Source organism: Acidipila rosea (assembly GCF_004339725.1).
Classification (GTDB): Bacteria; Acidobacteriota; Terriglobia; order Terriglobales; family Acidobacteriaceae; genus Acidipila; species Acidipila rosea.
The window spans coordinates 1-18152 of sequence record NZ_SMGK01000002.1 but is presented as its reverse complement, the minus strand read 5'-3'; the positions used below and the strand labels follow the sequence as shown (position 1 = coordinate 18152).

Genomic DNA, 18152 nt, shown 5'->3' with positions numbered 1-18152 from the left:
TCAGTACTTGCGATCATGCCCGCCACAGCGCAAGCGTTAACTCTGATAGCCAGAAGGCCTACGCGCCGTTGCGAATCCTAGGTTGCGCTCATGAAAGGAGATTCTATTCGGCACTACGGCCCGGTGCTCCAAGCTCAACAAGTCGACATCGATCAGTTGGTTCAAAATCCCTCCGTGAAGTACCCGAAGTAGCTCAGACAACACGAGTGCTGCCGCAGTAGCGCCCACGAATGGTGCACCGACGGCTTTCCCCGCCAGCAGCGTGATCCCGCACTGATCCAAGGCGCCCTTCTTCAGTAAATCCCCATACGCCGCTTGCTGCGTTGTGTCCTCGCGAACTGCGTCGGTCCGTGTCCAGATCTCTTCGCTCGAACGGCTCCCGGGAAAAGAATGAATGCGCATGGTTCGGAAGTCTCGGTGTCCCCGGCCTAAGCCAGCCTCCAGGACGAGATCGAAACCCGCCTGATCCAGAGCTCTGCGACCGAGCGCGTTGTCGATACCGCAGAGCGCGACCGTTGGCTCGAAATTTTGTCTTTTTATCCACGCCCCGAACAACCGTTCCTGTATTTCAGTCTGGAAGCCGCGGCGCTCTGCCCAGGACGCCAGCACCCGGGTCTTCCTCTGTCCGACCATCGAGGTGTCGGTGAGAATCGATGTGCTCTCCGTTGAGGGAGTGACTCCATCCGTGTCCTGCAAAACCAGTTTGAGGGTTTGCGCGTCTGCATACGGCAGCAATCCAAGACCCCAAAGGTACGCCTGTCCAAGGTGTCCAAGTCCGATCAACCAGACTGAGGATGGAAGGTAGGTCAATGGAGGCTCAGAAGGATCGTCAACAAGCCAATCTGTCTCAGCTTCGAGATTCCACAAGGACAGACCGAGCGATCGTCGACCGGCTACGGGTGCGGTTCCGTTGACATGGAGAAATGCTTCATTCACGGCAAGTGCGGCAGCCAGCATGGCTGCGGGCGGAATTGGGCTCGAACCGCGCAGCACATGAGGGCTGTTGCTTGGGACAATTCCTCCACGCCAGCCTGACGCCACTGCGCGAACCGCAAATCCACTCGTGGGAGCGGGTGCTCGACCGATCAGGATTCGCAATGAACCGGACCGGTCTTCGGGCTCGACCGCAGCGCCAAGAGATAAAACGGCATCCCGGAGAGTGCGGCTGAGTGGAAGAGGAGTCTTCTGGACTGCGGAGAGATTTCCGACCACCGTGACGCCGCCCAAAAACACACGCTTCGCCAAAGCCACGCACGTAAGCAAGATCGATTGCTGACCGGCTTCGTCCATATCGTCCGGCTCGTAGCCGATCACCAGCTTGTATCCGTGGAAGATTGCCTCAGCTTCCGCCACCGTGGCCGCGGTGCCGTTGTCCATCAGCTGCTTCACGAGACGATGCAACCCGTCTGGGCTTGTCCGTTCTCGCCGTTGTGCTTCAGAGTCCGATTTGGAAGAAAGCATTGCGTTGCGCTCCTGGGATGGTGGTCCATTGCTTGGCTCCCTCGTACAGATAGATACCGAGGTTGCGACGGGAATGCGGCTTCGCTGCGAAGTTGGGCAAGATGAAAGCAACATGACCCTTCATTGAGATCATGGGGTTTGCCTTATCCGATCCGCTTTGGTTTGCGCTGCCAGGATGGACGTGTATATCGGCTACCACCGTCACGTTGTGCGTTCGGCAGTGAAACCATAGCTCGCTAAAGTAGCGGCCATCGAACCGAACGATTCCCGTGTCGAGGCAGTGCGGATCCAGATCGTCGTACAAGACGTAGTCGACAATCCGCCTCCGGCCCTCCACGACGTTGCCTAAAAGGAAGGCTCCGCTCTCTCGCGTGCGGTTCTGACCGCGAAGGCGCAAGTCCTTGCAGAGGCGTCGCCATAGCGACCACGAACAAGAGATCTTATGCCGTGGTGCGAACAGGCGGTACATAGTCGCGGCTATTGAGAAGTTCATGCACAAGCTCCAGATATTGAACGAGCCCATCCTCTGGGCGCCAGATTTTCGACGGCATCTGCACTCGCCAGTTGTCATGACCGGCAATACTCTCTCGATCACACGGCAGATATAGCGCTGTTCCGTTCTTCCAGTCGGTGCGGAAGACCGCTGTGACCCGTCCTCCGTTGCCGCGTGGCCAGCGGTCGAACGGCAGGATCGCATTGCTCGCCATGTCCCAAGGACCAGCCGTCGGAGCGATCTGAGGGTACCCGGAGCAGTTGAAGCGGAGCGTGTGCCAGAGACCGTCTCGTGCCGCCACCTCCAGGAAGACAAGGGGCCACGCCGTCGAGATCCATCGCCACCGGCCTTCGGCCACGCCGAGGCGGAACACGGCTTTCGCTATGTCCGCCTCGAACGCACGTTGGTCGGGGCCGATCATGCGCCTGCCTCGCTCGCTCCGTTGACCCGTTCGTCCGGGACCAGGTCGAACGCAACCCCGCAGACCCGCCCATCGGTGAGGGCCCCTACATGGGTTCCAGGTGCAGGGCGATCATGCGTCCCGGCGATCTGCAAGACATGTTCGCCTGCTTCTTCCGGGGTCATGCCGAACTTCTCTTCTGCGGCCCACCGCTTAATCTTCGCCACCGTGGCGGCAGGAGAGAAGCGGTGCTCCACCACGCGGCCGTTGAAGCCAACCGTAACCTCAACGTGGCGGCAACGGTGTACATGGACCTTGAGATTGCCACCGCGGGCATGGTCCGCGATGCAGACCAGCTCCTCGATGACCTCTTCGCCGTTTTCGAGAAAGAGAAAGGTTTCGTAGACGATACCGTGCTTTTCGCGGACGGCCGCCTGCAGCACACCAAACGTGGAACTACCTTCGAGCGCCAGATGCTGGACCTCTCCTAGCTGCTCGCCCTGATAGAAGACATCAATCATTGCCATGGTTAGTACTCCTTAGGGGTCGAGGTGCTAGGCGGGATTGCCTGCATCGTCCCTTCACTCTCTTGATCGCGAGTGGGAGCACAAACCGGAAAGCACCGGCGGGATTAATTCTGCGCGGAGAGAACCACCAGCGGACCGCTGGGAGTGGCGGCGCAGATAAAGAAGTGTGGGCACCGCGGGCAGGTGACTGCGTCGACCTCTGGGGGAAACTCGCCGCCTACGATGCTGGCCAACATCTCCTCGCTCTTCTTCATCCTGCCGTTGAGCTTGGCCTGCGTCACGCTGACTATCTCCTCCACCTCATCGGAGAGATGAAGCGCATGCACGAGGCCCTTGTCTCCGAAGCTCGTCTGCGCAGCCATGAGGTAGAGCGTGTACTCGAGACGGTCGTACTCCGTACTCCGCCGATGACCAGTCCGCACCCGGCGGATGCTGGTCCTGCCATCCGCCAGCCGCGAGACATCACTCGGTTCCACCCAGATGCGGCCCGTGGGCAGATCCACGGGGAGCGGGCTTACCGCATGAAAGGCACGGTCTGCGCCCACTGCCAGCAGGGCCTCTGCCAGCCGCTCCGCAAGAGCTCGATATTCCTTCTCGTACGCGTGCCCGGTGGGACCGCTCTCCGTCCAGATGGCTTCGAACTCTCCTTGAATCTCAACCTGAGTCGCTGTGCCGGCGAGGCGCTTGGCGTGGGCACGGCGGATCAGTTCATAGAGGCAATCGTGCGTGCGCGAGAAGGCAGTTACCTTGCGAGCGCTTCGGAGACCCAGGACATGCGTATAGAAGAATCGACGGGGACACTTCTCAAAGGTCATCAGCTTGCTGTCCGTCAGCAGCCAGTCGGAGGGCAACGAGAGGGAGACAAGATACGATGAGCTTTGCGAAGCCGTCGATCGCAACGCCCGTGTCATCGTCACGTCTCTGCGGCCCACCCTGGGAAGCCGTGCGAGATAGGGAGAGGCATTGCGTACTTTCCCATTGGGTTGCTTCATGGCGTGAGAGATGAGGAGCCGGTCCCTTGCGCGGGAAAGAGCGACAAAAAACAGGCACTCCTCCTCTTCCGCTTGGGTGTCTTGGGACTTCCCACCGTCTTCAATCATCCCGGTCGGGCAAGGACAACGCTCCCCACGGTTCGAGCTCGGAAACCCGGCGACCGTCAGCCCAGGAATGTGGACCGCTTCGAACTCCAGCCCTTTGCTGCCGTGCACGGTCATCAGCCGGACCGCATTGAGCCCCAGAGCCGCTGCCGGAACCTGGCGCAGGTCACGCTCTTCTGCCAACAGGACAAGTTGTCGCACGTGATCGAGCAACCGCATAATTGGCGATCCGTGCCGCGTCGGACTTGGCTTGCGCAGGAAGTTCAGGAACTGCCAGAGGGCGACGGCCTTCATCCGGCTGGATACGGAGCTGTCCTGGGCGAAGCGCCGGACTTCATCGGTCTTGTCAAGGAGGTAGGTAAGCGCAATCTCCCACGGTTGCGTGTTCGCGCTGAAGGCGCCGACATCGTCCCACAGGCGTGCCAACGCAATCGATCCCTCCGGACTGACCCCCTCGATCGGAGTGGCAAGGTTCCAATCCGCACGAGAGCCCACTCGGCGAAAGTGACCTAACACGCGATAGACATCCTGGAGGGAGATCGCATATCGCTCCATCGCCGCGAGCCGAACGAGCGCATCCCCGGAGCTTTCTCCGACGAAGGCGAGCACAGCCAGCAAGTCTCTGACCTCGTCTCGTTCAAACAAGCTGCCAAGATGAAGCACCGGGATACCCCGGCTCTCCAACCCCTGCGCGATCTCGTTCAGGCGTGCGTTGGTGCGACAGAGGACGGCCTGATCGCGCAGGCGAATGCCCGTGGCTTCGATCTCCTTGACACTCGCGGCGATGCCGCCGATCTCATCGTCCAGAGTCTCGAATGACCGTATCTCCGGTGCGTATGGGCCGGCCCCTCGGGTTGAGGTCAACTCCAGGCGCAGCATGCCCTGGGACGCAAGCATCTTTTCCGAAAATTCCGTGAAGGTCTCCACCACCTGATCGACGGAGCGGTAGTTCCTCTCCAGCCGATCAATAGTCGCTCCCAGATAATCAATTGCAAAATGCCCCATGTTGAGGCTCGAAGCGCCGCGAAAGCGATAGATAGACTGGCGGGCGTCCCCAACGACCCAAAGCCTTTCTCCCGCTCCTGCCAAGAGCTGAAGCAAACGGGCGCTGGCTCGATTCACATCTTGATATTCGTCCACCAGAACGTGACGGTGACGTAATCGCACGCTGAGACGCACGGCTTCGTCGGTTTCAAGCAGCCGTGTTGGGAGCAGGATGAGATCGCCAAAGTCCACGCCTCCGTGTTTGCGCTTGGCCTCCTCGTAACGGTCATAGACGTCCGCGATCTCCAGACACTTTTCCGCAGCCTTGATCTCCTCCTCGATTGCCGCCGTCTCGTGCGTGGTGACGGCGAGCATTCGATATCGCGTTGCATCCACCAGTTCGTCCTTGGCGCGGGAGATCGCCGAGACAATGTCGCGCAACACCATCGAGGGGTCCCATAGGTTGCGATAGTGCTTGAGGGGCAGCGTCGGCAGCTGTTCTTCAAGCACGGCAATAGCATCGCTGCGGTCGAAGAGCGCAGGATCGTGCGAGAGCAGGAGCTTATCGTGAAACCGGCGAATCAGATCGAGGCCAAAGCTATGAAACGTTCCGATCCAGATCCTGTCGACGACCGCTGGAACCGATTGCGACAGCCGATCGTAGAGTTCGCCGGCGGCGCGGTTCGAAAAGGTCAGAACGAGAATCCCCGCCGGATCGATGCCTTCCTCGATCAGCGAACGCACCCGAGCAACTAGCGTCTTCGTCTTTCCGGTACCCGGTCCCGCCTGGAGTTGATAGGCGGAGCCACGATGCGACACCGCACGGATCTGCGATGGGTCTGGCGTTGCGGGGACGGCTACGGGTTCGGTTCGAGTGGGTTCCGCCTGAGGCCGCGGAAGGAGGAGCGCGTCGACGAGTTGCTGACGTACCAGCGCCAGCGGCAGCCCCGTCTGCTCCGCAATCTCCTGACTGTTGCGCCCCTTGGCAAGATAAAGATCGGCGACCATTGGTCGGGGCAGGAGCAACTCGCGCGCGTAGACGTTGGCCTGCAGCTCCCTCCGTTCCTTGGCTCCGTAGTCTTCGACTCGTTGAATCCCGGTGGGGCTATTTTGGCTGGTCTGACTGGGATCGATCTCTGAAGTTTCACAGGTGGATGACCCTGCATGGAGCTCGGCATGGCCCAGTTCGTGCGCGATGAGCAGCGCCCGATCCGCCGCCGTAGAAGTCTGTTCGTAGCAGATCGCACCACTCTGATCGTCGTAGAGCGCTCTCGCTCCCTTGAGTCCCGGATCACCAGAAGGTAATTCGATCAGGTCGAGTTCGAGGGACTTCGCGGCAGCCTCGACGACCGCAAGCGGCTGGAGAGGATCGCACCCCTCTTGAACGACCGAATGGCTGCGAAGCGATGCCTTTAATCGAACCTGATCGAACGAGTCCATGAAGAATCAAAGCTCCAATAACGCTTTCTGTTGCTCCGGATCTAATCCCGATCCTCGCACCGCTTCCTCGAAGCTTTGTTGCGCTTGATTCGAGGGCTTTTTGTCCGCTTTATAGAGCTGTCCGTGCGGTGCCCCTTGCGCTGCGGCGAGATGAGCGGCAAGTAGCTCAATCGGGACATCGACCTCTGAGGCCAACCTTCGTTGGAAGGCAACCGGAATACTTGTTGGGACAATCTGCCGGTCGCGGAACTTCGAGAGAAACACTGTGTTGACGTCCAAGTTCTTGGCGATATCCCGATACTGTCCCCGGCTTAAATGCGCAAAAGGGTTGACGGCCTCACGCGACAGGCTCACAGCGTGCAGTGTTTTTATGACGGAACCCGAGACTTCTGTACTTTGCACCGAGTGGAGGCAGTTCTGGAAACGGCTCAGCGCCCGGCTCACGGCGGGGCTCACGTTTTCGAGCGCTACCATACTCGGAACGGCTTCCTCGTCCCGGATCTGGTTGCTGCAACGATCGATCGCAAGGTCGATGGCAAAGTCCGTCAGCTCCTCCGAGAACTCCGGGCACGCACGAATCACTTCGTCGAGGAGAGCTGCATCGGGCATGTTTTTCTCAATCGATAGGAGATAAAGAGCGTCTTCGAAGCTTCTTTGGGGCACTTCGGCGGGGCGGATCATACGTTACTCCTTGAAAGCTGCGAGTTTTTTCTCAGCGCGCTGTAGTCGGTTGTAGATGGTCTTAGGAGTGCAGTTGCAGAGAGTTGCCGCTGTAATCTGGCTCGGATCGTCGGAGCCCTGCAGGTACCCGTAATAGTGGACGAGCATTACCGCCTTGCGTTCCTTGTTTGGCAGTTGGTTGATCGCCTTCAGAAGTAACTTACCGCGCAGTTTCCACTCCTGCGTCGGCGGCTCCGAGAGGTTGTCGATCAGCTTTTTCACCAAGCTGTCGGGCTGGCCGAAAAGATCATCGTCAGGAAGGTCTGAGCTTTCCGGCTCGCTCTCGTACTTGAGGCGCGTCAACGCTTTGCGAACTACGTTGACACGAAGTGCGGCGAAGGCAGAGTTAAAGTGAACCTCGTAATAATCGAGCACACCGGACCCCGTGGTCACGTCCAGTGCCAGCAGTTCGCTGAACTCCCCCAGAATGTCCTCCCGCACCATGGTGGCATCCCGAAGATCGTCGCTGACCGTGACGTTCAGGTTTCTTTCGCAACGGCCCAACAGGAATGGGAGAACCGTTCCGGATACCTCGGGCCGGTTTTCGAGAATCGAGAGACGGATCAGATGCACCAAGGTCTCACTTTGCAGGTATCCGCCTGCCTTCTTATCCGCAACCATCAGCCGTTGCCGCAGCTCCAGGAGGCCGAGCGACGAGACTTCGTCGATCTGCCGTTCGATCGCCGTCGGACGGACGTACAACGTTCCATCCGTTTTCCTCTTCGTCAAAGCTCGAGCCATGTTTGGTCCTTTGCGATTGCGGTACCTTGAGTCTCCAGATTCGGAACCCTACTGCCTTGATCGCAATCCGTGGGAAAACCGGAAAGTGGAAAACAAACTTTTTTGGTTTTTGCGGAGGTAGAGTCTTCCATGCTGCCCACCACCGCTTAAGTGCTTCGTTAAGAATGACATGCCCCGGAAACCGTTGGGGGGGGGGGGAATTTAACTCATCCTGTCCTAGCCGCTAAAAGCGCTTTCCGTCACGCACCATAAGGGCGGCGTGACACCTTAGATAAAGCCGCTTGAAACTGGCGGAAGGGCTACGGGATCAAAGCAAGATCACGCACTCTGCCTAGCAAGCGCTCTTCCTCAGCCAGACGGTTCTTGAACCAATCAGTTGACCAGATGCGGTGGATCTTCCAGCCTTGACGCTCCAACGTCATCTGACGGAGCCGGTCCCGGTCTCGCACAGAACGACCGGAGTGATAGCTCTTGCCGTCGAATTCGATGCCGAGTAGAAAAGCTCCTGGCTTGTGAGGATGCCGTACTGCTAGGTCGATGAAGTATCCGCTGATTCCCACCTGTGGAACGACATCGTAACCATGGTTCTTGAGGAAGTATCCAATCGCCGCTTCGTGCTCGTTGGATGGCTCAGCACCCGGCGAGATTTCTGGCTGCGCCGAAATGCCCCTCTTCGCAAAGTCCAGATATCCCTTCAGGGCGCGAACACCCCAGGGCGTCGATCCTGTGACTTTGATGTCGTCTCCATCAATCGAAGAGAAGACAACCGTCCGTTTCTTGGAGCGGGTCACCATAACGTTCAAGCGACGATGCCCGCTAGCCGTGTTGACGCCGGCGAAACGCTGGAATAAATTTCCTTGCGCATCCTTGCCGTACGTGACCGATATAAAGATCACATCTCGCTCATCACCTTGGACGTTCTCAAGATTTTTGATGAAGAAAGGCTCTGCGCTGCTTTCGCGCTCTTCAATCCAGCTACTCGCATACGAATCATTTGCAATGCGCGCATATAGCATCTCTTCAATCAATTCGCGTTGATCGAAGTTCATCGTGACTACGCCGAGCGACTCAGTCGGATGCGACACAATATGATTCAGAATTCCTTCGACGACCTCTTGGGCCTCGACCGAGTTCACGCGATTTTGAAGGACACCGTTCACGCCTTGGAATTTCACGCCGAGGTCGGGATGGTCTTGATAGGCCGATGGGAAGACGACAAGGTCGTTGTCGTAAAACGCTTCATTTGAATAGGCGATTAGGCTGTGATGTTGTGATCGATAGTGCCACCGGAGTCTCCGGACCGGCTGATAGAGGCCCAGCGAAATATCCAATATGCTGTCATTTTCTGCGACCATCGTCTGTTCTTCGGGCTCGTCTTCTTCCGAAATCGTGCGTTGAAAGAAGGAGGTCGGAGGGAGTTGTTTCGGATCTCCCACCACTACCAGTTGGGCGCCTCTTGCGATTGCACCCAAAGCGTCTTCTGGCCGCAACTGAGAAGCCTCATCCATGACGACCAAGTCGAATTTGAGATGACCCGGTTCGAGAAACTGCGCTACCGATAGCGGGCTCATCATGAAACAAGGCTTTAATGCCTGCACCGATAATCCGGCACGGAGCAGGAGTTGACGAATTGGTATATGAGCGCGCTGCTTTCCTATCTCATGCTGGAGCAGGGCATATTCAGTGGTTTCTTTTGCCTTGCCGCGTTCTCCACGCAGGACGGGAGTCTTGCTGGCTTTGTAAGCAACTTCCAGTTGTGTGAGTTCTATGACTGCCTTGTCAAGCTCGGCGAACTTGCGGCGGGTTTCTTCGTGGCTTATGCCTGTGATCCTCCACAACTCTGGGTTCTCATTGAAGAGTTGACGAATCAGGGAGTCGTAGAACAGAAACTCGAATGCACCGCGGAGATGAGACGGCTCTAGGCGACCAGCCCCAATCGACTCCACGAGGTACTGCAGTCCATCTGTCTGTAGTCGGTCTGCAGCATGGCGGACATCGATCCACATGGGTAGTAGTTTGGCGTCATCCAAACACGCCTGTAGTGCTGTAATTGCTTTCTTCAGAGACTCTTCCGAAGTGCGATTGGCGAACGGCAGCTCTTTGGCCAAAAGTTCAGATACGGAAAGTTCCGCCTTCCTCAGGGCATCCAAATTTGCCGCGAAGTCTCTCAACCAGAATCGAAGGAATTCGGCGCGTTCTTCATAGGCAGAACACAACAGCCATCCCTTCAATTCTCCGGGCAGACAACTTCCATCTACCTTTGAGACGAAATCCACCGCGATACGAATCTGATAGGTGTCGGTTTCGCACCCTTGAAAGGCTGCACCAAGGACTTCGGCCGGTCTATTGACCATTTGAAGTGAAGTACGAACTTCGCGAAGTCGCCGTGCTTCGGTGACCCAGACACTCAGGTCTCTATCTGAGGTCGCATCAGGAACTCCAAGAATTAGTACCGCTTCCAAAACACTCTTGCCAACTGTCGCTGATTCGTCGGCTTGCTGCAAGAAGTCATTGATCGGGGTCAACTGACGATCGAAGTGGATCCATGGCAGTAAAGAATGAAGCTTCTCTAGCGAGTAAACAAGTGATTCGAGATGTGGTCCTTCTGCCGTGCCGCTGCTCACGGATGCGATCACGCTCTTGAGACGTGTGGCTGGGAGCGTGAGCAGACTTTGGCGAATCTCCCGCGCAATTCGTGAATGCTCTGCCAGACGAACAGCAAGGCTTTCGTACCACTCAGCCAGCCGGATGAGAGCGTCCCAATCTGTTTGGATTCCGCGATAGTCCTCCCAGACCAATCCTTGGTAGCGATCCGAGAAGACATCTATACTCCGCCTCAGTTCCACAATACGTCGCAGATCACCACACATTTGGTCATTGCTGCATTTTTCGCGAATTCTCGACACGGAATGGAAGATCCCTTTCGCCCTTCGATAGCTAGAGCTAAACCACCGCAAGAGCCACGGAGTGGACTCAAGGGTGGATGCTGCGCTCTGTAGATCTGACATTGAATGGGAGGTTCCAAAGTCCAGCGTAGACGCGAGCTGGCTGCATCGACCAAGCAGTTCCGACGCTTCAGACTTCGCTTTCCGCAAACGTGGCAGTAAGCCCTCTTGCTCGAATGCGGCTCCGCGGAGATGCAGAACGTCAACCGGGGTTTCAAGAATCAATGTGCGTCCTTGGGCGATATCGCTCAAGCACTGAAATGAGAATTCGCCGGCAACACCGAGCATCTGTGAGAACTCTTCGATGGCTCGTTCTGCCACAATGCTCTGTTGTCGTGCGGTCTGCACAAGGCAGATGACGGCACGCAGGGACGTAAGCGTGAAGCTCGTATAGCCGTGAGCCTTCGCTCTCTCGCAGTTGAGTTCAATAAGTTCCACTGCATCTGTATCAAGCAAGTGATCGCATTGAGGAAGGGCAGCCTTCGCGGCAACGTATGTCTCGACAGATTCGCAAAACTCTATGGCTGAATCGCGTGAAGAAGGTTCCTTGAGATTTCCAAAAATGGATGAGTGGGTGATTTTCGAAGAGACGGGCAACGACTCGTACCAGCCAGTCAGATCTCGTAACCAGGCTTCTGGATGGTTGCTGATCCCTCCAAACTTCCGATCGAACAATTCCACAAGCTCCAACTGCCGTTGGCAGAGATCCCGAAGAGTCTGCAGACGCTTCGGCAACTCTTCTTGAGCGAACAGGTCGAGGTCATGGTTCGGAAGCCATGCCCACGGATTACTCTCCCTTACGGTACTTCCGCCGGCCGCGATATAACGTTCGATATGTGCCTGGTAAATGGAGACCGCATCTCTGCGTTGTTCGAATTCAACAGACGTCCACGACTCGCTATTCGGGAAGGCGACGCCTGTTGGCTCGATAGTTGAATCGCTGATTGTCCGCCGGACAGAGTCGCGCGCCCAAATAATCTCGAAGGGGCTTCGTGCGATTCCCGCATAAGGCCGATTGAGCAACTTCACATAGCGCATCAGCTCGCCCCGATGGCTATCCAGCATGGATTGGCGGCTCGCCAGAATACTTGGCTGGCTAAAGCTTTGATGAGCGGCGATCCTACGCTCGATTGATTTCAGCAGCGCGACTTTGTTCGTTTTGTGGCTATGTAGTTCTAAGCAAAAGTCGCCGAGATGCGCTTGATCGAGTCTTCGTTTCACAACATCGAGCGCGGCCATCTTCTCCGCGACGAACAAGACTCTTTTTCCTTGGGCCAAAAACGCAGCGATCAGATTCGTGATCGTCTGAGATTTGCCCGTTCCGGGCGGACCCTCTATCACTAGGTTCTTGCCGTGTATCGCATCGACAAGTGCGCTGTGCTGCGAACTGTCGGCATCACAGATGAGGTTCGGGATGGTAACCCTCTTCACCTCATCGTCGAGTTCGTACTCCGTTGCAAAAGACATTCCTTCGGTGCGATCAGAAGCGAACATTTCGACGAGGCGATCATGTTCACCTAACGACGGCCAACGCTCCATGTCGAGATCGAGATACATGAGGAGCTTCGCGAAACTAAGGAGTCCGACAGATATCTGCCTGCAAATACGCCAATCGCGTTTGTGTTCAATAGCCTGCTGCACGCGAGCGTAGTAGTGAGCTGGTGCTTCGCCCTCACTGAGGGTTGGAATTTCGATTCCGAAATCCCGCCTCATCTTCTCCACCAAAGACAGGTTCGCCATCAGGGCGTCCCCATCGTCGTAGTAAATCTGAATCGCCCTGTCGGCCTGAGCTGCCTTGGGCAGTAGAAGTCGAACCGGCACTACCAAGAGCGGAGCGTGCCGCACCTGGGTGGAATCGTCCGATTCTCGCCATTCTAAAAATCCGAAGACGAGATGGAGAAGGTTTGTGCCCGATTCGTCGAGGGCTGTCTTGGCCGTCGTTGCGACTTTCCGAATAAGGGTTTCGAAATCCTCTTTGTAGTGCAGGGCGCAAAGAACATCTGCCCGGCCTTTACCGACCGCAAGATCAAAACTCACCGACCAACCGAGTTCTTCTGCATAGTGACGAGGGTTAGGCCTCTCCCCCCGTTCTTGAATTTCCTCCCGCGTCGGCTCAGGAACGTACTGAAAGGCCAATTTCTGCCCAACCGTCAAACGGCTGTACAGCTCATCCAAGTCCGCATTCACGATTCGGACCGTCGAGGCGCCGTGGCGAAAGCTTATGAGTTTGTTGCGGCTGGTGAGGTCAAGAAGGCGCACACGCAGCTTTTCTAGCCCTTCGCGCACCTTGTCGCGGTTCGAGGAAGAGACACGAGTCTGGGTGCTGGGGTTCGCGTTGACCATCGTTGCAGCTCAGCTAATTTATCCGAGAAGTTTATGGTACTTCGGGGGTCAGATCAAAGTGGATTGTGGAAGGAGGTTTGGGCACTCTCTGCACGAGATCATCGCCAGAGTGGAAATGGCCTTGAGTGCGAGCGGAGACGATCGCTTCCGCACTTTGCTTTCGCACACCGTCCACATACCCCAGACCCAGCCGCAGCGACAGTGAGAAGCCTTCCTTGTGCTCGACAGAGCACGGCCACTCCGACACTTGCACGTCGTTACCCTTGACGCGCAGCCCGTAGCGTTTTGTGCGGTGAATTGTGGATTATGCCCTTCAGAATTAGATCGATGCGGCCATACACTGCGTGGAGATGCTAGGGTAACGAGTCGAAGAGATCGCGGGTTCTCACCGAGAGAGCACCGGCGAGCTTCACGATGTTTTCCAACGCTACATTCCGCTCTCCCCGTTCCACCCCACCGACATAGTTTCGGTGCAGACCGGCACGCTCAGCCAAATCTTCCTGCGAGTACCCACGCTCCTCGCGCAACGCGCGAACGGCTTTTCCGAAGAGCGACTTAGGGGACGCTTTGGGCACTCCCTAATGCTTGGCCGTTGACCACTATGAGTCTACACACGATGAGTGTGATATGCTCCGGTGCATTCGGGAGTCAACGCCCTAAGCGTACGTTGTTGCCTGATGGTGCGGAGGAATGCCCATGATCGAGTGTAAAGACCTCGCCGGGAAGGTCGTCCGATCGGTCACCCTGTACGAAGACGGGAGTGATGGCCCCGAGATCGCCATTGACTTTGAGGATGGCTCAAACTTCTATGCGTGCCTTGGCATTCGGACCACGTTGGAAGCCAAGCTGACGCGCAATGATGGCGGCCAACCTCAGATGCTGAAGGATTACAGCTCGCCAGCGATCCCTAGGTAGGTATTTCTCTAGCCTTAAACGAGTTCTGTCCTGTCAGCAACGAGGGTTGGAGTAGGCATTTTCGCCCTGGCTCTGGTCGAAACGCTTCAACGCTTGATGTGCAGCATTGATCTCCTTCATCCGCTGATCTGCGAGTTTCTGTATCTCCGGTCCAAGCCCCGCTGTCTTGTCGGGGTGATACATCTGAGCCATGTGCCGGTATGCCGCAGCGATCTCTTCTGCGGTGCATCCGGGGCGTAAACCGAGGACGGAAAGTGCCTGCGCAATGTCTGTCGGAAAAGTTAAAGCGGTGGAATCATCGCGAGTTGAGGACTTTGGCGCGCTCTCGGTTGCTGGGTCGGGCAGAGTGTGGCGCGAACGATTCATCTGGAACGCCTGGAAATTCGTTTGGAACGAGGTCGCCGAATCCGGACGACTGGTATGGAAGACGAGATTCAGTCCCGCAGCAGACGTGGCATGAACAACACCATAGAGCATAATCGGGAGCTGCCGATTGTTGCTGAACCGGCGGTCTGGCCCACCGTCCTTACGTACATACCGCCATGTGTTGCCGACCTGTTGCGAATCGGAAGTCTGAACCGACTCTTCGATGAAGCGTGTCGAGGTGCTTGCGACCTTCAGATCGCTGTAGTCAATCGAAGCGAACGTTCCTCGTTGCCAGTACAGTACCTGATCCGGAAGAAAGAACAGTTTGAGCTTGCCGAGATCGAGACACAGCGGAACGATGTTGCTCTCCACACGCGCCGGAGTGGATCGACGCATGCTAATCCTCTCGCGCTGCACGTTGTATGCGGCGCCCGCGTTCCGTTTCCAATCCGTGATTGCCGATTGACTATCGAGCCTCCAGATCGCACCCGACCGCCCAAGATGGCCCAACGATCCTTCTACTTCTTCCTGTAGGGCCTTCGCCGAATCGGAGAGATCGTAAATGAGCTGCGTCGTGCGTTTCTCTCGGTTCTTCCGATGAACGAGTACACCTGGAATCAAGAACAAGACCGCTCCAGCAAGACAAGCCACACCGATCCGCTGATTCAGCTTGCCCGTTATCTCAAGTTCGCGGAGTCGCTGCTCTTCTTTCTGAAACGTCGGTTGATCGTATTCCAAGCTCTGGGGCGGTGCTAGTGCTTTTGCGGCTCGGCCCTTCACCAGGACCGGAGTAGAGACGTTCACTACCGGAGCTGCCGCCGAGCGGTTGCTGATACCTGCAAGAAATCCCGCAGCAGTTGCCGCATCAATCGGAGTATGGGACTGGGCATCTTCGTAGGCAACGATCGTCGATGCCTTGCTCGCTGTGACGTTACAACTCGGTGCTGTCGGTGTCTCCGTTCGCGGGGCACTTCGTCGCCGGCCTGTTGCATGGATTGGTGGCGGATCATCTTTGTGCGCTTCAAAGTAGCGCAAAGCATCGACACATCCGACAGGCACGAAGCGCACCGTCAGATGTGCGCTGTCCCAGGTAGCATTTCGCACCGGCGTCGAACCAGCCTGCGCAATCTGGACCGTGGAGGGTTCACCATATCGTGCTACCAGCAGAGCATACTCATCGGTCATATTCGCCTGCCGCGTGCTATCCGAATACGAACTGATCTCCGGCAGGGCGGGGAGCATAGCAGGAAGCGAACTTGTCAGGGTAATCATTCCGATCAGCCCGAGAATTCCCGCTGCGATGAAAAGTATGATCGCTGGATTGAACATCGCTGCTCGTCGGTTCAGATCTTCCACCAACTCACTCTTTGAACTCTCACGTAGCTCCTCCACATCCGCGGTCTTGATCTCGTCCAAGGCGGGCGCTGTTTGCGCGGGCTGCAGTTGCGGTCTGACGGGTGAAGAGCGATAACCAGCGTGCAGGTTTTGCCGGTACGAAAAGCCTCCGGCTCCGACAGTGATATAGGTACGCCCTGCCGGTGTCAGCGTGACACGTGCCCCTTTGACACCAACTGAAGCTCCAATCCCGGATTTAGAAAAATTCAACCGAAACGGCCCGAAGCTGGAACTGCGCCGAAAGGAAAATCCCATGAGTTTGGCACCTTGAATTGTTTAGAAAGACCGCACCATCCTAACGCAGTTGGCCATGTTCATCGGCTTCAAAACTCCCCAAGAGCCTAGTTCACTCGCAGGGAGAAGCTGTGCTCCTCACCTGTCTCCAGCCACTACGCGTCTTCCGCCACCCTCCTCAGCGGCCTGTTCCTGCCGCAACGCGACCCTCAAATTGCTGTGCGCTGACGCGCACGAATGCGGTTGACAAACCTCGCTAAGGGGCTCTGCCCCGATCGCGCTCTCCAAGGCCATTCGCCCTCCGGGTTTTGGCTCCCCCGCTACGCGGTCCCCCCAAAAAGCTGCGCTCGAAGACCTTTCCGTTTGCTACCCCCGCCTTCGCCAGGAGGCGTTCGGCATATGCATGCCGCGATTCCACGCGGAAATGCAAAAACCAGAGCCAAGGAGCAGACAGCATGAGCAACGCAGCCGCCAACATCGACAGCAAGAAGCCCACCACCAAACAGGAACTCATCACCGTCAATATCAAGCTCTTGATTGAGCAGTTGGAGGCCGGACACTCCGAAGCCCTTACCAACTACCTCACCGCCATGAGCCGTTTTCATAACTACAGCTTTGGCAATGTGTTGGAAATCGCGCGGCAGATGCCCACGGCTACCCGTGTGGCAGGGTTCTGGACGTGGAAGAACCTTGGCCGTTCTGTGAATGCAGGAGCCAAAGGCATTCGCATCCTTGCACCCATCGTCGGCGTTCGCCGCAAGAAGGACGAGGAGGCCCAGAAGGACATCACCAAGCAGAACGAGCGTGTCTTGGTTGGCTTTCGCAATACCTACGTCTTCGACATCTCGCAGACCAACGGCGTAGACCTTCCCGAGTTGCGCGAGGTTTCCGGCGACCCCGGCGAGAACATCGACCGTCTCGCAGCATTCCTCGAAGCCCAGGGCATCCAGATCGTCTACAACCCGAAGATTGCTCCCGCACTTGGGATGAGCTATAGCGGACGCATCGCCATCCTTCCCGGACAGACCAAGGCGGAGGAGTTCTCCACGCTGGTGCATGAAGCGGCGCACGAGATGATGCACAAGACCGAGCGGCGTACCGCAACCACTAAGACCGTGCGGGAGACGGAGGCCGAAGCTGTGGCCTTTGTCGTCGGCAAGGCGATTGGTCTCGTTACCGGCAGCGCCTCAGCGGACTACATCAACCTGTATCACGGCAACGCCTCACTCCTCGCCGAGAGCTTGGAAGTGGTGCAGCAGACCGCCAACGTCATCCTCGCTGCCTTGGAGCCGCCCGTCGAAGACAGGGCTACGGAGCCGCAGACCACCGAGGCCGATGCACAACTTGCGGAGGCGGCCTAATGGACACCGTTATCCGCATTCTCCAGACCGCAGGAGGCTGGCACCATCGCCTCCACCTTCGCATCGAGAATCCGCCCTACATGGCGTTGGTGATCGAGGCGACCGACGAATCCGGCCCGTGTGGCCTTCCCGCGATTTCTGTCTGTCACTACGGCGAACAAAACGGCGACACCATGCGTGACCCGGAGATGTGTTTCGAGTTGGGTTTCGCCGGAGGCCCACACCTGAACGCTTTCTATTGGCGTAACGACTATGTCGCCATTGAGCAGTGGAGCCGTTTTATCCGCGACGGCAATTACTGCTATCAATCGCAACTTCACGAGCAGCATGAGCGCTTCGCCAAGCTGTGGGACAAGAACCTGCGTCAGCAAGGGTTCGCCGAAGCCTTCGAGCGACAGCGACAGCAACACGCCTAACCCAAGTTTCTCCGCCTACGGAGCGGATACAGGGCAGCGTGTGCGCTCCACCACCGCCAACCTCAACAGCCCACAAGGAGGGCACCATGCAGGACAGCAGCGCATTCCAATACATCGCTATCGACCAGATACACGAGTCCACCACCAACCCACGCCAGACCTTCGAGCAGACCAAGCTGGAAGAGCTGGCCGATTATGTGCCCGGGCACATAATCGGCATTATGTTCCGCTGGCCATTATGTGGCGGATGCAACGAGAAGCCGCATGGCTGAGGGCGGTGGGCGTTCTGGAGGGCACATAACGGAGGAGTCATG

General features: G+C 57.2%; 15 protein-coding genes and 1 pseudogene. 4 read left to right on the top strand and 12 right to left on the bottom strand.

Annotated features, from left to right (window positions below):
* Positions 1–36: 36 nt before the first annotated feature.
* From C7378_RS05185 to C7378_RS05140, 10 genes are all read right to left on the bottom strand, one after another.
* Entirely contained in the window at positions 37–1401 is a 1365-nt protein-coding gene (locus C7378_RS05185) for a thiamine biosynthesis protein ThiF (protein ID WP_131992947.1), read from the bottom strand.
* A 34-nt stretch (positions 1402–1435) separates the two neighbouring features.
* Positions 1436–1858: a hypothetical protein gene (locus tag C7378_RS05180; RefSeq protein WP_131992944.1), complete on the bottom strand. Its 423-nt coding sequence runs from the start codon at positions 1856–1858 to the stop codon at positions 1436–1438.
* Positions 1859–1901: 43 nt separating this feature from the next.
* A complete protein-coding gene (locus C7378_RS05175) occupies positions 1902–2375 on the bottom strand; it encodes a DUF7665 family protein (protein WP_131992941.1) in 474 nt (157 codons plus the stop codon).
* Entirely contained in the window at positions 2372–2881 is a 510-nt protein-coding gene (locus C7378_RS05170) for a hypothetical protein (protein WP_131992938.1), read from the bottom strand. The genes C7378_RS05175 and C7378_RS05170 overlap by 4 nt, the downstream gene beginning before the upstream one ends.
* Positions 2882–2985: 104 nt before the next feature.
* Positions 2986–6402 (bottom strand): ATP-dependent helicase, encoded by a 3417-nt coding sequence (locus C7378_RS05165; RefSeq protein WP_131992935.1) that lies wholly within the window; start codon positions 6400–6402, stop codon positions 2986–2988.
* Between the two features lie 6 nt (positions 6403–6408).
* Positions 6409–7083, bottom strand: a complete 675-nt coding sequence (locus tag C7378_RS05160) for a hypothetical protein (RefSeq protein WP_131992932.1) — start codon at positions 7081–7083, stop codon at positions 6409–6411.
* A 3-nt stretch (positions 7084–7086) separates the two neighbouring features.
* Positions 7087–7863 (bottom strand): RNA polymerase sigma factor, encoded by a 777-nt coding sequence (locus C7378_RS05155; protein WP_131992929.1) that lies wholly within the window; start codon positions 7861–7863, stop codon positions 7087–7089.
* Between the two features lie 299 nt (positions 7864–8162).
* Complete coding sequence (locus C7378_RS05150) at positions 8163–13151, bottom strand: DUF4011 domain-containing protein (RefSeq protein ID WP_131992926.1); 4989 nt, start codon at positions 13149–13151, stop codon at positions 8163–8165.
* Positions 13152–13182: 31 nt separating this feature from the next.
* Positions 13183–13425, bottom strand: a complete 243-nt coding sequence (locus tag C7378_RS18190) for a helix-hairpin-helix domain-containing protein (RefSeq protein ID WP_424221389.1) — start codon at positions 13423–13425, stop codon at positions 13183–13185.
* Positions 13426–13504: 79 nt separating this feature from the next.
* Entirely contained in the window at positions 13505–13726 is a 222-nt protein-coding gene (locus C7378_RS05140) for a helix-turn-helix domain-containing protein (RefSeq protein WP_131992923.1), read from the bottom strand.
* Positions 13727–13847: 121 nt separating this feature from the next.
* Between C7378_RS05140 and C7378_RS05135 the strand changes: the two genes are divergently transcribed.
* On the top strand, positions 13848–14066 hold the full coding sequence (locus C7378_RS05135) for a hypothetical protein (RefSeq protein WP_131992920.1): 219 nt from the start codon (positions 13848–13850) through the stop codon (positions 14064–14066).
* Positions 14067–14099: 33 nt separating this feature from the next.
* Here C7378_RS05135 and C7378_RS05130 read toward each other — a convergent pair whose 3' ends face one another.
* Positions 14100–15848: a J domain-containing protein gene (locus tag C7378_RS05130; protein ID WP_243648088.1), complete on the bottom strand. Its 1749-nt coding sequence runs from the start codon at positions 15846–15848 to the stop codon at positions 14100–14102.
* A gap of 84 nt (positions 15849–15932) precedes the next feature.
* Positions 15933–16082: pseudogene (locus C7378_RS18185) on the bottom strand (DUF4236 domain-containing protein); the annotation flags it as partial.
* 434 nt (positions 16083–16516) lie between these two features.
* Here C7378_RS18185 and C7378_RS05125 point away from each other — a divergent pair.
* The 3 genes from C7378_RS05125 (at position 16517) to C7378_RS05115 (ending at position 18110) form a co-directional block, all read left to right on the top strand.
* Entirely contained in the window at positions 16517–17422 is a 906-nt protein-coding gene (locus tag C7378_RS05125; protein ID WP_131992914.1) for an ArdC family protein, read from the top strand.
* Positions 17422–17838 (top strand): DUF6908 domain-containing protein, encoded by a 417-nt coding sequence (locus C7378_RS05120; protein ID WP_131992911.1) that lies wholly within the window; start codon positions 17422–17424, stop codon positions 17836–17838. Before C7378_RS05125 ends, C7378_RS05120 begins: the two co-directional genes overlap by 1 nt.
* A gap of 86 nt (positions 17839–17924) precedes the next feature.
* Positions 17925–18110, top strand: a complete 186-nt coding sequence (locus tag C7378_RS05115; RefSeq protein ID WP_131992908.1) for a hypothetical protein — start codon at positions 17925–17927, stop codon at positions 18108–18110.
* Positions 18111–18152 lie beyond the last annotated feature (42 nt).

Bases quoted from the DNA above. Each gene is read 5' to 3' on its own strand.
- C7378_RS05175 (WP_131992941.1), bottom strand. From the start codon at position 2,375: ATGATCGGCCCCGACCAACGTGCGTTCGAGGCGGACATAGCGAAAGCC.
- C7378_RS05170 (WP_131992938.1), bottom strand. From the start codon at position 2,881: ATGGCAATGATTGATGTCTTCTATCAGGGCGAGCAGCTAGGAGAGGTC.
- C7378_RS05120 (WP_131992911.1), top strand. From the start codon at position 17,422: ATGGACACCGTTATCCGCATTCTCCAGACCGCAGGAGGCTGGCACCAT.
- C7378_RS05160 (WP_131992932.1), bottom strand. From the start codon at position 7,083: ATGATCCGCCCCGCCGAAGTGCCCCAAAGAAGCTTCGAAGACGCTCTT.
- C7378_RS05150 (WP_131992926.1), bottom strand. From the start codon at position 13,151: ATGGTCAACGCGAACCCCAGCACCCAGACTCGTGTCTCTTCCTCGAAC.
- C7378_RS05135 (WP_131992920.1), top strand. From the start codon at position 13,848: ATGATCGAGTGTAAAGACCTCGCCGGGAAGGTCGTCCGATCGGTCACC.
- C7378_RS05115 (WP_131992908.1), top strand. From the start codon at position 17,925: ATGCAGGACAGCAGCGCATTCCAATACATCGCTATCGACCAGATACAC.
- C7378_RS05165 (WP_131992935.1), bottom strand. From the start codon at position 6,402: ATGGACTCGTTCGATCAGGTTCGATTAAAGGCATCGCTTCGCAGCCAT.
- C7378_RS05125 (WP_131992914.1), top strand. From the start codon at position 16,517: ATGAGCAACGCAGCCGCCAACATCGACAGCAAGAAGCCCACCACCAAA.
- C7378_RS05155 (WP_131992929.1), bottom strand. From the start codon at position 7,863: ATGGCTCGAGCTTTGACGAAGAGGAAAACGGATGGAACGTTGTACGTC.